Below are 18,428 nucleotides of genomic sequence, written 5' to 3' on the forward strand. Positions count from 1 at the left end.
ACTGCTCCCGGTCGCATCGCCGGTTACCGTGCACGGGTGGACTCCGTGCTCGATTTCCTGCTGACCGAACCGCTCGCCGCGACGCCGCTCGACGATGTCGGCGCGGCGTGGACACGACATCGGGTGGCCGCGAATCGATTCGGCAAGCCGGTCGATGTCGCCCTCTCGGGCGGATTCGGGGCCGACCGGCTCGGTTTCGCGTTCCTGTCCGGGTATCAGGAGGCGGTGCGCACGCTGATCCCCGATCTGCCCGCTGACGAACTGGTCGCGTTGTGTGCGACCGAGGCGGACGGCGGGCATCCCGCGGCGATCCGGACCATGCTGACCGAAGATCGCGGCGAGTTCCGGCTCAACGGCACCAAAACCTTTGCCACGCTGGGCATGCTGGCACAGCGGTTGGTGGTGATCGCCAGCGTGGGCGCGGGCGAGGACGGCCGAAATCGGTTGCGCGCTACCGTGGTCGATGCCCGGGCGACCGGGGTGCACGTGACGAATCTGCCCGAGACTCCGTTTGCCCCGGAAATCCCGCATGCCATGGTCACGCTGACAGATGTTGCGGCAGAGGTACTACCGGGTGACGGGTACCTGGATTACCTCAAGCCGTTTCGCACGATCGAAGACATCCATGTGCTGGCCGCGGCGCTCGGCTGGTTGGTGCGGGTGGCGCGCGAAGCGGGCTGGCCGCGCGCCGTGCTGGAGCGACTGCTCACCCTGGCTGCGGCGGTCCGTGGGCTCGACCTCGATGCGCCGAGTTCGCCGGGCGTGCACATCGCGCTCGGCGGCATATTCGAGTCCGTCGAGCGGTTGCTGGCGGAGCTGGATTCGCTGTGGGCGTCCGTGGATTCGGTGATCGGACAGCGGTGGGAACGCGATCGGCCGCTGCTCGGGGTCGCCGGGCGGGTGCGTGATCAGCGTCTGGCTACGGCCTGGCGATCGGTGCTACCCGGCGAGAATCGGGTCGTCTGACCTGGTCCGGAAATGGGGAGCGGGCCTCGGCGAAGGGGGGGAGTTAGCCGAGGCCCGCGTAAGGTCGGCCCGGGGGGGAGGGGCCGACTTGAATGATCCTACGCGATGATTCCCGATTGTGTGCGCGTGGGGAGTGCCACTTTTTGAAGATTTTTTGGGTCGGCTTACTTTCTGCTAGTTCGTGACCGTTTCGGGTAGGTGGGGCGCTTCGGGGGGCCACTGTTCGGCGGTGGCCTGGTGTTTGCCAAAACCACTGTTGCGCAGGCTGATCGTCGCTCGTTTCGCGCTCCGACCCGGGGCTGTCGGAGCTGGATAAAACAAGCCGACCGGTCGCTGTGTGTGGAGAATCGCTGTCCCTCGAGGACGATTCGGCTCGGGTGGGCGGCCGACGCCGATGTGCGTCGGTATTCGTCTGCCGGAACCTGTCGTACCCCGGTGCGAACATGTGTTCGTGTTCAGCGGGTTCCGGCCGATCGAATGGTCCGAGCGAGCAAGGGGCCCGGGCGCTTTCGCGTGGGCGCGCCCCGGTGCACGAGTACCGCGCGGCGATGATTCGGGTAGTCCGCTACGCACGACTCGGAGGGCCGCGCGCGGGAGTATCGAACCGGTCGCACTTCGATCCGGCACCCCCGAGCACCGCCTGGATCGAGGTGCGGCCTTCGTCTGTGGGAGGGACGTCCAGGCCGAATCGGGGGTGGGCAACCCGGCATAAACTCTGTACTTTGTAGAGAGAAGACTTCGCCGCCCGCCAACAGAAGGATCGAGCGATTACGCATCACTTCGCGCGCCATGGCCGCGCCTCGGCGCGCCCTGAGGGCAACCTCGGCAACCGCGGATGCCCGGTGGTCGCGGGCTTCCGTCATTTCAAGATCGAAAACCGGCGCAAATCGGATGAAATTGTCGGTGGGTGGCGCAATACTGGCTCGGGTATCGGCCATTTCCCCGGCCCAGCGAATTCGGTCGGCACCAGACCACTGGCGTCGTGCAAATACATCCCACGAAAACTCACGAACTCAGGAGAATCATGCCCGACGCAATAGTCGCCGAGGGTCTGGTCAAACGATATGGCGATCTGGTCGCCCTCGATGGACTCGACCTCTCGGTCCCGGCGGGGACCGTCACCGCGCTACTCGGACCCAACGGCGCAGGTAAGACCACCACGGTCCGGGTGCTCACCACCCTGCTCGTGCCGGACGCCGGGCGGGCGACCGTCGCGGGCATCGATGTGTTGCGCGAGCCGCGGACCCTGCGCTCCCGCATCGGCGCGTCCGGCCAATACGCCGCGGTGGACGAATATCTCACCGGCTTCGAGAATTTGGAAATGGTGGGGCGGCTGTATCACATGGGGGTGCAGCGCAGTAAGGAGCGCGCCCGCGAACTGCTCGAGCGGTTCCGGCTCAGCGACGCCGCCGACCGGCCGGTGAAAACGTACTCCGGCGGTATGCGCAGGCGCCTCGATCTGGCGGGTGCGCTGGTGGCGAACCCACCGGTGCTGTTCCTCGACGAGCCGACCACCGGCCTGGACCCCCGCGCAAGGCTCGCGCTCTGGGACGTCATCGAGGAGTTGGTGGCCGGCGGCACCACGCTGCTGCTCACCACCCAGTACATGGACGAGGCCGACCGGCTGGCCGACGCCATCGCGGTGATCGACCACGGCAAGGTCATCGCCCGCGGCACCGCCGACGAGCTCAAAACCCTGGTTGGCGGCGACCGGATCGAGCTCACCGTGGACCACGCCGACAACCTCGGTACCGCGATGCAGGCGCTGAAAGGCCTGGCCGACGGCGAGATTCACGTCGAGCCCGGGCTGCGCAGGCTCACCGTCCCGGTGGCCGACGGATCACAGGCGCTGGTCACGGCGATCGGCCAGCTCGCCGAACACGATGTGCGGATCAACGACGTCGGCCTGCGCAGGCCCTCACTCGACGATGTGTTCCTGACCCTCACCGGGCACGAGGCCGAGGAACTGACCAACGACAACGGCCGCGCCGCCACAGAGCGGCAGGCCGCAGTGGAAGGAACGACCCGATGACCACGATGGCTCCGGCGCACGAGCGGCTCTCGCTCGGCGACAAACTGTCGATGGTGGTGAGCGACAGCCTCACCATCGCCAAGCGCGGCGTCATCAAGATCAGGCGTGTGCCCGACGTGCTGATCTTCTCGACGCTCTCGCCGATCATGTTCGTGCTGTTGTTCGCCTACATCTTCGGCTCGGCGATCGAGATCCCCGGGGTGAGTTACCGGGAGTTCATGATCGGCGGCATCTTCGCGCAGACCGTGGTGTTCGGCGCGTCGTTCACCGGGGCGGCGCTGGCCGAGGACATGCAGAAGGGCATCATCGACCGATTCCGTTCGCTGCCGATGGCCCCGTCGGCCGTACTGATCGGGCGCACGCTCAGCGACGTGGTGATCAACGTGGTCAGCCTGACGGTGATGTCGCTGACCGGTCTGGCGATCGGCTGGCGGATCCGCGGGTCGTTCCTGGACGCGGTGCTGGCGTTCCTGCTGCTGTTGCTGTTCGCCTACGCGGTGTCCTGGATCATGGCCTACGTCGGGCTGCTGGTGCGGGCACCGGAGGTGTTCAACAACGCCAGTTTCATCGTGGTGTTCCCGCTGACCTTCATCGGCAACACCTTCGTGCCGAGCGACAAGCTGCCGACGGTGCTGCGGGTGATCGCCGAGTGGAATCCCGTCTCCGCGCTCACTCAGGCGACCCGCGATCTTTTCGGCAACACCAGTGCGGTGGCGCCGCCGCCCACCGCGTGGTCGCTGCGCAACCCGGAGGTGACCACGCTGATCTGGGTGGTGGTGATCATGGCGGTCTTCGTACCGCTAGCGGTCCGGCAGTACAAGAAGACCGTCAGTCGCTGAACCGCTAGCGGCCGTTCTCCGCGCCTGCTCCGGCTACCGGGGTCGGCGCGGAGCCGTTGCGGGAGTAGCCGATGCGCGGGGGCGCCGGGGCGGGCGCGGGCGGCTGCGGCCGCTTGCTGCGTACCAGCCAGGCCACGCCACCGGCCAGCGTGACGGCCGCCGCGACAATGAGCCGGTTACGAGTACGTGCGGATACATGTAGGGGCCCCATGGTCATTGGCCCATGCTGGCACAACCGCGCCGTTCATGCAGTAGCTCCAGCTCAGCGGCCCGCCCGGGTGCACCGTGACCACCACCCGTCGGTTCGGGCAATGGGCCGACGCGGCGGCGCGGACGACGACCGTTGCGTCGCGGGTATCTTCGCCGGGCGCACCGGAACTCGGTGACCGACGCGACCCGACACGGGTGGCACCCGCCGGTGCGCTGCGGTTCCTGAGCGGCGGGACCGTAGCATTGCGGCGTGACCTCACCGAATCAGACCGCTGTGGCGACGCTCCACACGAATCGCGGCGACATCAAGATCTCGCTCTTCGGTAACCACGCCCCCAAGACGGTCCGCAACTTCATCGGGCTCGCCGACGGCTCGGCGCCGTACACCACCGCGAACGCGAGCGGCGGCAGCTCCGGCCCGTTCTACGACGGCGCCGTGTTCCACCGGGTGATGGACGGGTTCATGATTCAGGGCGGCGACCCCACCGGCACCGGGCGCGGCGGACCAGGCTACGAGTTCGGCGACGAGTTCCACCCGGAACTGCGCTTCGACCGCGGCTACCTGCTGGCCATGGCCAATGCCGGACCGGCGACCAACGGGTCGCAGTTCTTCATCACCGTCGGGCCGCAGCCGCACCTCAACCGCAAGCACAGCATCTTCGGCGAGGTAGTCGATCCGGAGTCGCGCAAAGTCGTCGACGCCATCGCCAAGACACCGACCGATCGCAACGACCGCCCCCTGGAACCCGTCGAAATCACCAAGATCACGATCGAATGAGCCTATGACCGCCCAGCCGCCTGCGCCGACGTGCGTTCGCCATCCCAATCGTCCGACCGGCCTGGCGTGCACGCGCTGTGGACGGCCCTCCTGCCCGGAATGCCTGCGCCCCGCCGCCGTCGGCCAGCACTGTGTCGACTGCCTGCGGCAGGGGCAGCGTGACGTGGCACCGGTGCGTACCGTCGCAGGCGCACCGGTGGCCAGGGCGTCGCTGCCCTACGTGACCTACGCGTTGATCGCGATCAACGTGGCGATCTACGCGATCACCGCGGTGCAGGCGCAGAGCCTGACGGCGAACCGGACCTCGGCGTTGTTCATCGACTGGATGCTCTATCCGCCCGCGGTGGCCGCAGGCGAGTGGTGGCGGGTGATCGGCTCCGGCTTCCTGCACTACGGCCCGATCCATCTGCTGCTCAACATGTTCGCGCTGTATGTGATCGGCCGGGACGGCGAGCTGGTACTCGGACGGCTGCGTTATCTCGCGGTCTATCTGGTGTCGCTGCTCGGTGGTTCCGCCGCCGTCATGGTGTTCGCGCAGGACAGTTTCACCGCGGGCGCGTCGGGCGCGGTCTACGGCCTGTTCGGAGCGATCACCGTCATCCTGATCCGGCTGCGGCAGAACCCGAATCAGATGCTGATCCTGATCGGCATCAACGTTTTCATCAGCTTCTCGTTGCCGGGCATCTCGCTGTGGGGGCATCTCGGCGGCCTGGCCGCGGGCACGCTCGCGACGCTGGGCATTCTGTTCCTGCCGGGCTGGCTGCGCGTGAAATCGCAAGAGACCGCACGTCTCGTCGGCTGGATCGCGGTTGCGCTCCTCGCGCTGGTGTCATTCGGGGTGATCGGCGCTACCGCTATGTCGCTGACCTGACCCGGCATTCGGGGGCTGGCTCCACGTGAAACACGGGAAAGCTACACCGCGCGGCCGAGCCACCAACGGCGTCGCTGCGACGTGCGGCGGTTCAGCGGGTGGTCTCGCCGGACAACCGGAGGGTGCGGACCACGGTGTCGTAGACGTCGTCGGGGCGGGCACCCAGATCCCAGCGGCCGAAGATCAGCAGTCGCTCGGTGCCGTCGCGGTCGACGTCGATCTCCAGCATCGGCATCTTGCGGCCGAGCCGGCGATAGTCGACCACCCTGGCGCGGATGATCTGGTCGCGGGTGTATTCGTCGGCGCCGAGCAGCGTGCGCACGACCAGTCGCGGCTCGGCGCCCGGGACGGCGGTCAGCCGTGGTCGCTGCCGAAAGCCCAGCCCGGCCAGCACCAGGAGACCGGCTGCGGCCAGCCCGATGAGTAGGCGGCTCGCGGCGTCGTTGGCGAGGATCGCCGCGACGGCCAGCACGACGCCGCCACCGGTCACCGCGACGAGGGCCGGTGTCGGCGTGGTCCAGGCGAGCCGAGGCGTGGCCTCGCGGGGCTGTGGATCGGGAGAATCAGGTGTCACGGGTCACTTTCCCCAAGCACTCCTCGAGTTGTCCACAGGTTCATCCACAGGTGTGCATGAATGACACGTCTGTAATCTAGATGTGGTGTCCGCGCCGCCTGGAACAGCCCAGATGTGGTGTCAGCGCCACCGCATGGTCATGATCAGACCGACGACCATGAGGCCGAATCCGATCAGGAAGTTCCACGCGTTCAGGTCACTCATCCAGCTGATGTGATCGGCGGCGAGGTAATAGACGAGCAGCCACACCAGCCCGGCCAGCATGAAACCGAGCATGATGGTGACGTACCAGACCGGCGACGGTCCGGCTTTCACCTTCACCGGCGTCCGGCTGGCAGGGTTGATCGTGTAGTCGGTCTTCTTCCGGACCTTCGACTTGGGCATGACGTCCTCGTATTCGGCGTGCAGGTCGGTACCGGCGGGGCAGGCGCGGGTGGTTGTGCGGAGCTCGCTCGCCACGGTGGACGAGGCTCTGGCGCCCTCCGGTGTGTCTCTAGGCTATCCCAACTGGTAATGGATGCGACGCGGTGCCGTGCGGGGACGTAATCTCGGATCATGCGTGTTCTGGTCGTCGACAATTACGACAGCTTCGTCTTCAACCTGGTCCAGTACCTCGGGCAGCTGGGTGCCGAGGCCGTGGTGTGGCGCAACGACGACCAGAACCTGGCCGATGTCGACGCCGTCGTTGCCGAATTCGACGGCATCTTGATCAGCCCGGGGCCCGGTTCGCCCGATCGCGCGGGCGCCAGTATCGACCTGGTGCGGGCCTGCGCCCGGCAGGCCGTGCCGCTGCTCGGCGTGTGCCTCGGCCATCAGGCCATCGGCGAAGCCTTCGGCGCGACGGTGACCCGCGCGCCCGAACTGCTGCACGGCAAGACCAGCTCGGTCTTCCATCTCGGCGCCGGCGTGCTGGCCGGCCTGCCCGACCCGTTCACCGCGACGCGCTACCACTCGCTCACGGTCTTGGAGGACACGCTGCCCGACGAACTCGAGGTACTCGGACGCACCGAATCCGGCATCGTGATGGCCATGCGGCATCACACCCTGCCGATCCACGGCGTGCAGTTCCACCCCGAATCGGTGCTGACCCAGGGTGGGCACCGGATGCTGGCCAACTGGCTCGGTGTCTGCGGCGAGCGACCGGCCGAGGGTCTGGTGGAGATGCTCGAGGCGGAGGTCGCGGCGCTGGTGCTGCAGTAGTCGGACACAGTCTGCGACCGGAAGGTGTGGCGGTGCGGGGACGTGGTCAGCGACCGGGAGGCGTGCGGTGATCGGCTGCGGTCAACGACCGGGAGATAAGGCAGTGAGCCGACACGGTCAGCGACGAGAGGTGTGAGTGTGACCCGTCCCTATGTGCTGCTGTCGGTGGCGGTGAGTATCGATGGATACATCGACGATGCGAGCCCTGAGCGTCTGCGGTTGTCGGACCCCGCGGATTTCGACCGGGTGGATCAGGTGCGCGCCGACTCCGACGCGATCCTGATCGGCGCCGAAACGCTGCGCCGCGACAACCCTCGGCTGCTGGTCGACAGCGCCGAGCGCAGGACGGCACGGGTCGAGGCGGGCAAGCCGGAGTACCCACTGAAGATCACCGTCACGGCGAGCGGTGACCTGGATCCGGGCCTGAGGTTCTGGCACCACGGCGGCGACAAGCTGGTCTACACCACCGAGACGGGCGCGGCACGGCTCGCCGATCGTCTGTCCGGTCTCGCCGAAGTCGTCTCGCTCGGTGCCGAACTCGACTTCGGCGCCCTCCTGGACGATCTCGGTCGCCGCGGCGTCGCCCGCCTCATGGTCGAGGGCGGCACCCGCATCCACACGACCTTCCTCGCCGCCGATCTCGCCGACGAACTGCAGTTGGCGGTCGCACCTCTGTTGGTGGGTGACCCCGAAGCCCCGCGATTCCTCGACGCCGCGAGCTATCCCGGCGCCCCGCACCGCCGCATGCGGCTGGTCGATGTCGCCCTGTTCGGCGACGTCGCGGTCTTGCGCTACCGCCCCAAGTCCGAACCTATGGCGGAGCGCGACACCCGGTATATGCGGCGGGCCATCGAACTCGCGTGGCGGTGCCCGCCGAGCGAGACGGCGTTCTCCGTCGGCGCGGTGATCGTGGCCGACGAGGTGGAGATCGCCACCGGCTACTCGCGCGAGACCGACGCGAAGGTGCACGCCGAGGAGTCGGCGCTGGACAAGCTCGACGCGGACGACCCACGACTGGCTCGAGCCACGATCTACACCACGCTGGAACCGTGTTCGCAGCGCGCCACCGCGAGCAGGCCGCCGTGCACCGACCGGATCCTGCGGGCCGGGATTCCCAGGGTGGTGCTGGCCTGGCGCGAGCCCGCGACCTTCGTGACCAACTGCGTCGGCGTAGAGAAGCTGCGCGAGCACGGCGTCGAGGTGATCGAGCTGACCGAGCTGGCGGCGGAGGCGATGTCGATGAACGGTCACCTGGAGCTGTCCTGAGGCGGACCAAAGTTCAGCACGCTGTGTTCGACGTTGTTGCGGCGTCACGAGATTCGTGAGCCGACGTCGATGGCTGACATTTTCGGCTGTCGAGAAAACTTCCGAGTTCGATGGAACCGATTCCGGGCTCGACGCGTCAGATCCTATAGAACACAAGATCTTTGAAGAACCTGGTGTTGGGGAGCTGCCACTCCCCAACACCCGGAGCTGCACGCATGCAGCAATTCACAGTTCACAACACAGATTGGAACACTTCCATGATAAACCTTCGGAGGCTCGCCGCGAGTCTCGTCGGCGCGTCCGCCGCCGCCATTATGTTGAGCAGCATGGCTGCCGGCACTGCCTCAGCGCAAAGCCTGCTCAAACCCCCTTTGCACTGCGGGCAGGACGGTAAGTTCACCGAAATCAAAGAGGATGGCTATGCCTACGGGTATCAGTTGTACAAAAAGGAAGGAAACGTGCACTACTACATCGTGCACCTTCCGCATATAACGGGCTGGGTGCCGATCGGTGAGGTGACCTGCATGGCCGGTCCCGGATCCGATTACCAGCACTACTGAGCGGAATTCAGCTGTTCGGGTGAAACAACCGGCGCCGCACTGCGTTAGGTGAAGTTGTCATCACCGGACACCTGCGGCTCTTCGACACCGAAATACCGCGACGGTGCGAGCGCGGCCCAAGCGGACCGTGCGGATGCCCGCCGCGGACGAGGCCTCCGGCCGTGAGTTGTGCGACCGAGCAGAACCCGAACGCCGGAGGCCTCGTGCTCAGCACGCCGTCCGAGTGGGGGCTAGGGCCGCCCGTAGACCGCGGTCACGAACTCGCCGAGCTGGTTGTCGTCGAGGTGCCTGGCCAGGTCGGCCTCGCTGATCATGCCGACCAGCCGCTTGTTGTCGATCACCGGCATCCGCTTGACCCGATGGCTCTCCATCTCGTCGAGCACCTCCTCGACGTCGGCGTCGGCGGCGACCCAGCGCGGCGTGGACTCGCAGAGTTCCTCGGCCCGCGTGGTGGCCGGGGAACGGCCCTGCGCAACGCATTTCACGACTATGTCGCGGTCGGTGATGATGCCGCACATGCGATCGTTGTCGTCGGCGATGACCAGTGATCCGACGCCGAGTTCGGCCATCACCCGGGCGGCCTTCCCGACGGTCTCCTCCTTGGAGATCCACTGCGCACCGGGTTTCATGATGTCCCTGGCGGTAGTCATAAGGCTTCCTCCTCGTTGCTCAGCACTGCTGATCCGGATGGAGCAGACCCAATTCTGCCGCTGAGCACAGCGACCGGTCGGTGTTTCGGCGATACCGCTACCTCACGGTGGGCCGAGGACGCCCACCCCCACCGACACGGTCCCGTTCTTCGGGATGGAACCGCTGGCGGACGGCTGCTGGCTGAGGATCCGGCCCACGCTGCTCGTGTCGAAGGTGCCCTGCGGGGACTGGCTGATCTGGCTCTGCGTGCCGGTCCAGCCCTCCGCGCGCAGCTTGTCCACCGCCTGCGCGACCGTGAGACCCACCAGCGACGGCATCTTGATCTGATCGCTGGACACCTGCACGGTGACCGTCGAACCCTTCTCCGCCGTCGTGCCGCCCGCGGGGCTGGTCGAGAGCACCTCGCCCTTGGGCCGCGACGACGGCACCTCCTGGATCGAGATCTTGAATCCGGCGCTGTCCACCAGGTTCGGCCGGGCGACGTCGATGTCCTGACCGATCACGTTCGGCACCCGGACCGGTTCCGGGCCGGTGCCGATGGTGACGACGATGGCTCGGTCCACGTCTACCCGCGAACCCGCAGACGGATCCTGCCCGATGACCTTGTCGGTGTCCTGTGTGCTGGAGGGCTTACGCACGACATTCGGATCCATTTGTAGGTTGCCGTTGCGCAATGCGGCTTCGGCCTCCTGCTGGCTCATCCCGTCGAGCTTCGGCACCTGCACCTGGGCCGGCCCGGTGGATACCTGAATGGTGACGTTGCTGCCCTTGTCCGCCCGCGCGCCGCCGAGCGGCGCGGTGGAGATGACGTTGCCGGTGGCCACCTTGCTGTCCGGCTTCTGCTGAATGGAGACGGCGAAACCGGCCTGCTGGAGCGTGTCGGCCGCCTGTTGCGCGGACTTGCCCGAAAGGTCGGGCACGGCAACCTGTTCCGGTTTGCTGCCCGGTCCGACCCACACCCAGAACAGGGCGAGCAGCACGGCGACACCGGCGGCCGCGGCGACGGCGACATAGATGGAGCGGCGCGGCCCGCCCGACTCCGGCGGACCCTGCTCGGCGGTGTCGTCGTTGCGCTCGACGGTGCGGTAGCTGCGCGGTGCCGGCTCGTTCGAGCCGAAGACGGTGGTGCGGTCCTCGTCGGTCATCACCATCGGCGCGATGGGCTTCTGCCCGCCGAGCACCCGGATCAGGTCGGCCCGCATCTCGGCCGCGCTCTGGTAGCGGTTGGCCGGGTTCTTGCTCATCGCCTTGAGGATCACCGAGTCCAACTCGCGCGGCACCCCCGGGTGCACATGCGACGGCAGCCGCGGGTCCTCCCGAACGTGCTGGTAGGCGACCGCGACCGGCGAGTCACCGGTGAAAGGCGGCTCACCGGTGAGGATTTCGAACAGCACGCAACCGACGGAGTAAACGTCCGAACGAGCGTCCACCGTCTCGCCGCGCGCCTGTTCGGGCGAAAGGTACTGTGCGGTACCGATGACCGCGGCCGTCTGGGTCATCGGGTTGGAGCTGTCGGCGAGCGCCCTGGCGATGCCGAAGTCCATCACCTTCACCGCGCCGGCCCGGTTGATCATGATGTTGGCCGGCTTCATGTCGCGGTGCACGATGCCGGCCTTGTGGCTGAAATCCAATGCGGCACACACGTCCGCGACGACTTCCATGGCGCGCCGCGGCGGCAGCGGACCCTGCCCGCGCACGATGTCGCGCAGCGTGTCGCCGTCGACGTACTCCATCACGATGTACGGCAGCGGCCCGTCGTCGACCTTGGCCTCGCCGGTGTCGTACACCGCGACGATGGCCGGATGATTCAGCGCGGCGGCGTTCTGCGCCTCGCGCTTGAACCGAAGATAGAAGGTGGGGTCGCGGGCCAGGTCGGCCCGCAGCACCTTGATCGCCACGTCCCGGCTCAGCCGCAGATCGCGCGCCTTGTGCACCTCGGACATGCCGCCGAACCCGATGATCTCGCCCAGCTCATAGCGGGAGGAGAGATTCTTCGGGGTCGTCATTGTTGTCCTTGCGAAGAGGTTTTGGGCACGCTGGTGGTGGCGGAACTTCGGGCACCGTTCCCCGGAAATGGTATGTCGATAGTGGGGATTCGGGGCAGGGTCGTCGCCGGTGTCGTCGTCGTCGGCTTCGTACTGCTCGGCGGCGTTGTGGTCGGCGACGGCGTGGTCGTCGTCGGTTCCGGCGTGGTGGTGGTCGGCTCGGTGGTGGTCGGCTCCGTGGTCACCACCGGCGGCGGAACTGGCTTGGGCGTGGTAGTGCTGGTCACCGGGGGCGGCGGCGGTTTCGGCGCCTGCGTGGTCGTGGTGGCGGGCGGGACCTTCGAATCCGGGTTGGTGTCCCCACCGAACATGAGGTAGAGCACGATCGCGAGCAGCAGCATCGCCCCCGCGCCGAGCGCGGCCATCCACTTCTGCGTGGTGGTGAACTTCTTGCCGTTCTCCGGCGGCAGTTGATTGCCGCCGGTCCCGTTGTTGAGCATCGTCGCGGGCGCACCGGTGCCGTTGGCGTAGCCCGCGTTGTGCAGTGCCGCGCCTGCGGGCGTGGAGTAGTGCACCGTCGCGCCGTCGAAATCCGATGGCGTGGAAGGCAATGCGACGGTCGGTCCGGGCGGCAGCACCCGGGTGGCTCCGGTCATCGACATCGACGGGTTGGCCCCGGCCGGGGTCGGCGGCCGACGGCCCGCGCGCACCGCGGCGACCGCGTCGGCGAACTCGCCGCCGCGTGAGTAGCGACCCTTCGGATCCTTGCCCATGGTGATCTCGATGAGTTCACGCACGTTCGCGGGCAGATCGTCCGGCATCGGCGGCGGCGTCTCGCGCACGTGCTTCATCGCGACGGTGATCGCGCCGTCGCCGCTGAACGGCCTGGTCCCGGCGAGCGCCTCGTAGCCGACCACGCCGAGGGAGTACACATCGCTCGCGGCGGTGGCGTCCTCGCCGACCGCCTGCTCCGGCGCGATGTACTGGGCGGTGCCCATCACCATGCCGGTCTTGGTCACCGGCGAGGCGTCGACCGCCTTGGCGATGCCGAAGTCGGTGATCTTCACCTGACCGGTCGGCGTCACCAGGATGTTGCCCGGCTTCACGTCGCGGTGCACGACGCCGGCCCGATGCGCCACGTCCAGCGCGCGACCGGTCTGCTCGAGCATGTCCAGCCCCTGGCCGACCGAGAGCCTGCCGAGCCGGTTCAGCACCGTGTTAAGCGGCTCACCCTGGACCAATTCCATAACCAGATAGGCGGTTTCACTGCCCTGCGGGTCGGTGGTCTCGCCGTAGTCGTAGATTCCGGCGATGCCGGGGTGGTTCAGCTGGGCGGTGGTCCTTGCCTCGGTGCGGAACCGTTGCCGGAACGTCGGGTCGGCGGAGAACTCCGACTTGAGCACCTTGACCGCCACCCGGCGATCCAGCCGGGTGTCCAGCGCCTCCCAGACCTGGCCCATGCCGCCGGTCGCGATCAGGCGCTGCAGCCGGTACCGGTCGGCGATCATCGCACCGTTGTTCAGCATCCCCGTACCTTCACTCGCACATCCATATCGTTCAGCCCCCTCGCAGACCGGCGTCCAAGACCGCACGTGCGATCGGCGCGGCCACCTTGCCACCCGTCGCGCCGAGTGCCCGGTCGCCGCCGTTCTCCACGATCACCGCGATGGCGATCTTCGGGTTCTGCGCGGGCGCGAAGGCGATGTACCAGGCGTGCGGTGGGGTGTTGCGGGGATTGCTGCCGTGCTCGGCGGTGCCGGTCTTGGACGCGATCTGATAGCGGGAAGACCTGCTACCGCCGGTGTTCTCCTCCGACGCGATCATCAGATTCGTCAGCGATGACGCTACCTGGGCATTGAACGCTTGGCCCAGCGAGACCGGCTTGGTCTTGGACAACTCACTGAGGTCGGGCCCCTGCAGTTGGTCGACCAGGTGCGGCTCCATCCGGACGCCGCCGTTGGCGACCGTCGCCGCGATCACCGCGTTGTCCAGCGGGGTCAGCGCCACGTCGCGCTGTCCGATGCTGCTCTGGGCCAGCGCCGCGTTGTCCGGCATGGTGCCGACCGTGCTCTCGGCGACCGGGATCGGGATGCCCCGGTTCTCGCCGATGCCGAAGGCGGCGGCCTGGTCCTTGAGTTTCGCGGCACCCACCTTGACGCCGAGCTCGGCGAACGCGGTGTTGCAGGAGAGCCGGAACGCTTCGTAGAGCGAGGCGCTCTGGCCGCCACCACAGTTTGAGCCGTTGTAGTTCTCCAGCGTGGTGCTGGTGCCGGGCAGCGTGATGTTCGGCGCCGCGGTGAACTGGTCCTCCGGTGTCGCGATGTTGTTCGCCAGCGCGGCCGCGGTGACCACCACCTTGAAGGTGGAGCCGGGCGGATAGGTCTGTGAGACAGCCCGGTTCAGCATCGGCTGCTTCTCGTCGGCGCTGAGCGCCTCCCAGGTCTGGGTGCCGCGGGCGCCGTCGTGGCCGGACAGCTGGTTCGGGTCGTAGCTGGGGGTGGACACCATGGTGAGGATCCGGCCGGTGCTCGGCTCGATCGCCACCACCGAGCCGGTATAGCCCTTGCTGGTGAGCTGGTCGTAGGCCACCTGCTGCATGGCCGGGTCGAGGGTGGTGATCACGTTGCCGCCGCGTGGATCGCGCCCGGACACCATGTCGACCAGCCGCGAGCCGAACAGGTGGCCGTCGGAGCCGTTGAGCACCGAATCCTCGGCCCGCTCCAGCCCGTTGCTGCCGTACTGCATCGAGTAGAAGCCGGTGACGGGCGCGAACGCCTCGGGGGAGCTGGGGTAGGTGCGCAGGTACTTGTAGCGGTCCTCGGTGGCCACCGAGTTGGCGAGCACGGTGCCGCCCGCGGAGATCTGCCCGCGCTGGCGGGAGTACTCGTCGAGCAGCACCCGTGAGTTGCGCGGGTCGGTGCGGTAGTCGTCGGCCTTGATCACCTGGACGTAGGTCGCGTTGAGCAGCAACGCGACGATCATCAGCATCACCGCGATCGCGACCCGGCGTAGTGGTGTGTTCATGTGGCGGGCCCCGCTTCCGGTCGGCCCGCGTCGGGCTTGCGCAGCAGCTCGGTGTTCGCCTCCGCGATCGGGGCCGCAGGCACGCTCTTGCGGGCCGGCGCCGGCGCGCGTGCCGCGTCCGAGACCTTGATCAGCAGCGCGAGCAGCGCGTAGTTGGCCAGCAGCGACGAGCCGCCGTAGGACATGAAGGGTGTGGTCAGACCGGTCAGCGGAATCAGCTTGGTGACACCGCCGACCACGACGAACAGCTGGATCGCGACGGTGAACGCCAGGCCGGCGGCGAGCAACTTGCCGAAACTGTCGCGTACGGCGAGTGCGGTGCGCAGGCCGCGCACGATGAACACCAGGAACAGCACCAGCACCGCGGTGAGCCCGATCAGGCCGAGCTCCTCACCGATCGTGGTGATGATGAAGTCGGTCTTGGCGAAGGGCACCTGGTTGGGGCGTCCGCTGCCGAGGCCGGTCCCCGCGAGCCCGCCGGTGGCCAGCCCGAACAGCGACTGGGAGATCTGGTAGCCGGTGTTGTTGTAGTCGTCGAACGGGTGCAGCCAGGTCTGGGTGCGGATCTTGACGTGGCCGAAGGTCTGGTAGGCGAAGAAGAATCCGAGGGTGAGCAGCGCGCCGCCGATCACCAACCAGCCCACCCGCTCGGTGGCGATGTAGAGCATCACCAGCACCGTGCTGAAGATCAGCAGCGAGGTGCCGAGGTCCTTCTCGAAGACGAGCACGCCGACGCAGACGATCCAGACCACCACGATCGGGCCGAGGTCGCGCCCGCGCGGGAACTCCATGCCGAGCAGGTGCTTTCCGGCGGCGGTGAACAGATCGCGCTTGGCCACCAGCACCGAGGCGAAGAAGATGATCAGCAGGATCTTCGAGAACTCCGCGGGCTGGATGCTGAATCCGGTGATCTTGATCCAGTTCTTGGAGCCGTTGATCTCGGAGAAGCGGCTCGGCAGCACGGCGGGCAGGGCCAGGGCGATCAGCCCGATCAGGCCGAGGGTGTAGCCGTAGCGGGCCAGCGTGCGGTAGTCGCGCAGCGCGATCAGCAGCCCGATGAACACGATCATGCCGAGCGTGGTCCACAGGATCTGCTGGTTGGCGTCCGGGGATGGCATCGGCCAGGAGTTGTAGACCGCGTTCTGCCGATCGGCCAGGTCGAGCCGGTGGATCAACACCAGTCCGAGTCCGTTGAGCAGCGCGACGATCGGCAGCAGCAGCGGGTCGGCGAACGGCGCGAACCGGCGCACCGCGAGGTGGGCTACCCCGAACAACGCCAGAAAGGCCAGGCCGTACTTGGCGATATCCCAGGTGACCGATTGCTCCTGACTGGCCTCCACCAGAAACAGTGAGGCCGTGGTGATCACCGCCGCGCCGGCCAGCAGCAACAGCTCGGCATTGCGTCTGGTGCTCGGCGGTGGCGCGGGAGCGAAGCCGCCGGGGGGACTGGGAAAGGCCCCAGCGGACGGCGGTGCCGGCGCGGACATCAGTCCGTCACCCGGCAGTTCTCCCCCGCGATCTGGGGGTTCGACGGAACCGGTGCCTCCGACTTCGTCGGTGTCTTGAGATCGGTGCCCGCGTCACCGTTGCCGGGTACCGGCGGAGCCGGTGGTGCGGGCTCGGAGGTCGGGGCGGCGGCGGTACTCGGCGCGGCCGGTCCGGGCGGCGGTGGCTCGGTGGTCGGCAGCACGCCGGGCTGGGGCACCGACGTCTTCGCCGGGCACGGCGGCAGCAGCTCACCCTGCGCGATGGAGCGCATCTGGTCCTTGGCCCGGTCCAGCGAGCCGGGCGGCAGACCCTTGCCGACCTGTTCGCGGCCGGTCTGCTTGAGATCGGTGACCTTCAGCTGCTTGCAGGACGACGGCAGATCGGCGCCGGGGTCGACCAGGGACAGTTCACCGGTCTTGCTGACGCAGCCGACCAGATTCACGTCGTGGATCGAGTAACCGAGCACCGAGCCGGGTAACCCGCGCAGGATCACCACCGAGCCGTTGTCGGCCCCGACGTAGTAGTTGCTGCGAATCATCTTGTAGCCGACCAGCAGTCCGACACCGACGGCCAGCACCAGCGCGAACGCGAGGACGAACCAGCGCAGTTTGCGCGCCTTGCCCTTCGGCTCCGGCTCGGGTGTCGCGGCGGCCCGGCGCGGCGCGGCCCGCGGCGGGCGCATAGCCGCCGCGCGTCCGGCCGCGGTGTTCGGCGGTGGCGTGTCCTCGTCCACCCCGGAGGCGGCACCGGCCACGATCGGGTGGCTCTGGCCGTAGTCGAGATCGATCACGTCCGCGACTACGACGGTGACATTGTCGGGTCCGCCGCTGCGCAGGGCGAGTTCGATGAGCCGGTCGGCACATTCGTCGGTGGTGCCCTCGCGCATGGTGTTCGCGATGGTCTCGTCGCTCACCACATCGGAGAGCCCGTCCGAGCACAGCAGGTAGCGGTCCCCGGCGCGGGCCTCGCGCATGATCAGCGTCGGCTCGATCTCGTTGCCGGTGAGCGCGCGCATGATCAGCGAGCGCTGCGGGTGCGTGTGCGCCTGCTCGGGCGTGATCCGGCCCTCGTCCACCAGCGACTGGACGAACGTGTCGTCCCTGGTGATCTGCGCGAGTTCACCGCCGCGCAGCAGATAGGCCCGGGAGTCGCCGATGTGCACGAGGCCGAGTTTCTTGCCCGCGAACAGGATCGCGGTGAGGGTGGTGCCCATCCCGTCGAGTTCGGGCTCCTCCTCGACCTGATCGGCGATGGCGGCGTTGCCCTCTCGGGTCGCCGAATCCAGCTTGCCGAGCAGATCGTCGCCCGGCTCGTCGTCGTCCAGGTGGGCCAGGGCGGCGATCATCAACTGCGACGCCACCTCGCCCGCGGCATGGCCACCCATGCCGTCGGCGAGCGCGAGTAATCGCGCGCCGGCGTAGACGGAGTCTTCGTTGTTGCCCCGGACGAGACCGCGGTCGCTACGCGCTGCGTAGCGGAGAACGAGTGTCACGATCGCAACTCGATCACTGTTTTGCCGACACGGACAGGCGTGCCGAGCGGAACCCGCACGGCAGTGGTGACTTTCGCGCGATCGAGGTAGGTGCCGTTCGTCGAGCCGAGGTCTTCGACGTACCAATCATCGCCACGCGGGGACAGTCGCGCATGTCTGGTCGAGGCGTAATCATCGGTGAGCACCAGCGTGGAGTCGTCCGCACGCCCGATCAGCACCGGTTGGGTGCCTAGCGAGATGCGGGTGCCGGCGAGTGAACCTTGAGTCACCACAAGAAATTTGGCGCCCTTCTGGCCCCGGCTGAAGGAGGGCAGCACCGCGGAACCGCGTGCGGCCCTGGGCTGTATCCGTATGCCGGATGCCGCGTAGATGTCGCTGCGCAAGGTGCGCAGCACCGCCCACACGAACAACCACAACAGCAGCAGGAACCCCGCACGGGTCAGTTGCAGGATCAGTCCCTGCACGGCGTTCCACCTCCTGTTCGACCGTGTA

18 protein-coding genes are annotated in these 18,428 nt (G+C 67.6%); 8 read left to right on the plus strand and 10 right to left on the minus strand.

All coding sequences use genetic code 11. The annotated features are described in order from the left end of the window. Positions 1–36: 36 nt before the first annotated feature. From ACIHA7_RS25595 to ACIHA7_RS25605, 3 genes are all read left to right on the plus strand, one after another. The gene (locus ACIHA7_RS25595) at positions 37–966 is read left to right on the plus strand and encodes an acyl-CoA dehydrogenase family protein (protein ID WP_397293474.1); all 930 of its coding nucleotides are present in this window, start codon (positions 37–39) and stop codon (positions 964–966) included. A gap of 1,024 nt (positions 967–1,990) precedes the next feature. Further along, positions 1,991–2,998, plus strand: a complete 1,008-nt coding sequence (locus tag ACIHA7_RS25600) for an ATP-binding cassette domain-containing protein (protein ID WP_397293475.1) — start codon at positions 1,991–1,993, stop codon at positions 2,996–2,998. Further along, positions 2,995–3,837 carry an ABC transporter permease gene (locus tag ACIHA7_RS25605; RefSeq protein WP_397293476.1) on the plus strand — a complete coding sequence of 281 codons (843 nt, stop codon included), beginning with the start codon at positions 2,995–2,997 and terminating at the stop codon, positions 3,835–3,837. The genes ACIHA7_RS25600 and ACIHA7_RS25605 overlap by 4 nt, the downstream gene beginning before the upstream one ends. Positions 3,838–3,841: 4 nt before the next feature. Here ACIHA7_RS25605 and ACIHA7_RS25610 read toward each other — a convergent pair whose 3' ends face one another. Then, positions 3,842–4,054, minus strand: a complete 213-nt coding sequence (locus ACIHA7_RS25610) for a hypothetical protein (RefSeq protein ID WP_397293477.1) — start codon at positions 4,052–4,054, stop codon at positions 3,842–3,844. A gap of 243 nt (positions 4,055–4,297) precedes the next feature. On the opposite strand from ACIHA7_RS25610, the gene ACIHA7_RS25615 reads away from it, so the two are divergent. After that, positions 4,298–4,825 (plus strand): peptidylprolyl isomerase, encoded by a 528-nt coding sequence (locus ACIHA7_RS25615; protein WP_397293478.1) that lies wholly within the window; start codon positions 4,298–4,300, stop codon positions 4,823–4,825. Positions 4,826–4,829: 4 nt separating this feature from the next. Continuing rightward, on the plus strand, positions 4,830–5,696 hold the full coding sequence (locus ACIHA7_RS25620; RefSeq protein WP_397293479.1) for a rhomboid family intramembrane serine protease: 867 nt from the start codon (positions 4,830–4,832) through the stop codon (positions 5,694–5,696). Positions 5,697–5,787: 91 nt separating this feature from the next. On the opposite strand, the gene ACIHA7_RS25625 is transcribed toward ACIHA7_RS25620, so the two are convergent. Together ACIHA7_RS25625 and crgA are read right to left on the minus strand one after the other, a co-directional pair. After that, positions 5,788–6,270: a PH domain-containing protein gene (locus tag ACIHA7_RS25625; protein WP_397293480.1), complete on the minus strand. Its 483-nt coding sequence runs from the start codon at positions 6,268–6,270 to the stop codon at positions 5,788–5,790. 120 nt (positions 6,271–6,390) lie between these two features. Further along, on the minus strand, positions 6,391–6,654 hold the full coding sequence (gene crgA / locus ACIHA7_RS25630) for a cell division protein CrgA (RefSeq protein WP_107659880.1): 264 nt from the start codon (positions 6,652–6,654) through the stop codon (positions 6,391–6,393). Between the two features lie 171 nt (positions 6,655–6,825). Here crgA and ACIHA7_RS25635 point away from each other — a divergent pair, with 171 nt between their 5' ends. The 3 genes from ACIHA7_RS25635 (at position 6,826) to ACIHA7_RS25645 (ending at position 9,296) form a co-directional block, all read left to right on the plus strand. Continuing rightward, entirely contained in the window at positions 6,826–7,470 is a 645-nt protein-coding gene (locus ACIHA7_RS25635; protein ID WP_397293481.1) for an aminodeoxychorismate/anthranilate synthase component II, read from the plus strand. A gap of 138 nt (positions 7,471–7,608) precedes the next feature. Then, complete coding sequence (locus ACIHA7_RS25640; protein WP_397293482.1) at positions 7,609–8,736, plus strand: dihydrofolate reductase family protein; 1,128 nt, start codon at positions 7,609–7,611, stop codon at positions 8,734–8,736. Positions 8,737–9,062: 326 nt separating this feature from the next. Then, on the plus strand, positions 9,063–9,296 hold the full coding sequence (locus ACIHA7_RS25645; RefSeq protein WP_397293483.1) for a hypothetical protein: 234 nt from the start codon (positions 9,063–9,065) through the stop codon (positions 9,294–9,296). Between the two features lie 230 nt (positions 9,297–9,526). Here the strand turns inward: ACIHA7_RS25645 and ACIHA7_RS25650 are convergent, their stop codons facing one another. The 7 genes from ACIHA7_RS25650 to ACIHA7_RS25680 form a co-directional block, all read right to left on the minus strand. Next, positions 9,527–9,946, minus strand: a complete 420-nt coding sequence (locus tag ACIHA7_RS25650) for a CBS domain-containing protein (RefSeq protein WP_135234180.1) — start codon at positions 9,944–9,946, stop codon at positions 9,527–9,529. A 102-nt stretch (positions 9,947–10,048) separates the two neighbouring features. Continuing rightward, entirely contained in the window at positions 10,049–11,953 is a 1,905-nt protein-coding gene (pknB, locus tag ACIHA7_RS25655) for a Stk1 family PASTA domain-containing Ser/Thr kinase (RefSeq protein WP_397293484.1), read from the minus strand. Further along, on the minus strand, positions 11,950–13,458 hold the full coding sequence (locus ACIHA7_RS25660) for a protein kinase (protein ID WP_397293485.1): 1,509 nt from the start codon (positions 13,456–13,458) through the stop codon (positions 11,950–11,952). The genes pknB and ACIHA7_RS25660 overlap by 4 nt, the downstream gene beginning before the upstream one ends. Positions 13,459–13,489: 31 nt before the next feature. Beyond that, positions 13,490–14,956 carry a peptidoglycan D,D-transpeptidase FtsI family protein gene (locus tag ACIHA7_RS25665; RefSeq protein ID WP_397293486.1) on the minus strand — a complete coding sequence of 489 codons (1,467 nt, stop codon included), beginning with the start codon at positions 14,954–14,956 and terminating at the stop codon, positions 13,490–13,492. Next, the gene (locus ACIHA7_RS25670; protein WP_397293487.1) at positions 14,953–16,443 is read right to left on the minus strand and encodes an FtsW/RodA/SpoVE family cell cycle protein; all 1,491 of its coding nucleotides are present in this window, start codon (positions 16,441–16,443) and stop codon (positions 14,953–14,955) included. Before ACIHA7_RS25670 ends, ACIHA7_RS25665 begins: the two co-directional genes overlap by 4 nt. Next, positions 16,443–17,936 (minus strand): PP2C family protein-serine/threonine phosphatase, encoded by a 1,494-nt coding sequence (locus ACIHA7_RS25675; RefSeq protein WP_397293488.1) that lies wholly within the window; start codon positions 17,934–17,936, stop codon positions 16,443–16,445. The genes ACIHA7_RS25670 and ACIHA7_RS25675 overlap by 1 nt, the downstream gene beginning before the upstream one ends. After that, positions 17,933–18,400, minus strand: coding sequence for an FHA domain-containing protein (locus ACIHA7_RS25680; RefSeq protein ID WP_014980860.1), 468 nt, complete (start codon positions 18,398–18,400; stop codon positions 17,933–17,935). The genes ACIHA7_RS25675 and ACIHA7_RS25680 overlap by 4 nt, the downstream gene beginning before the upstream one ends. Positions 18,401–18,428 lie beyond the last annotated feature (28 nt).

This window comes from Nocardia sp. NPDC052316, assembly GCF_044547795.1.
Classification (GTDB): domain Bacteria; phylum Actinomycetota; class Actinomycetes; order Mycobacteriales; family Mycobacteriaceae; genus Nocardia.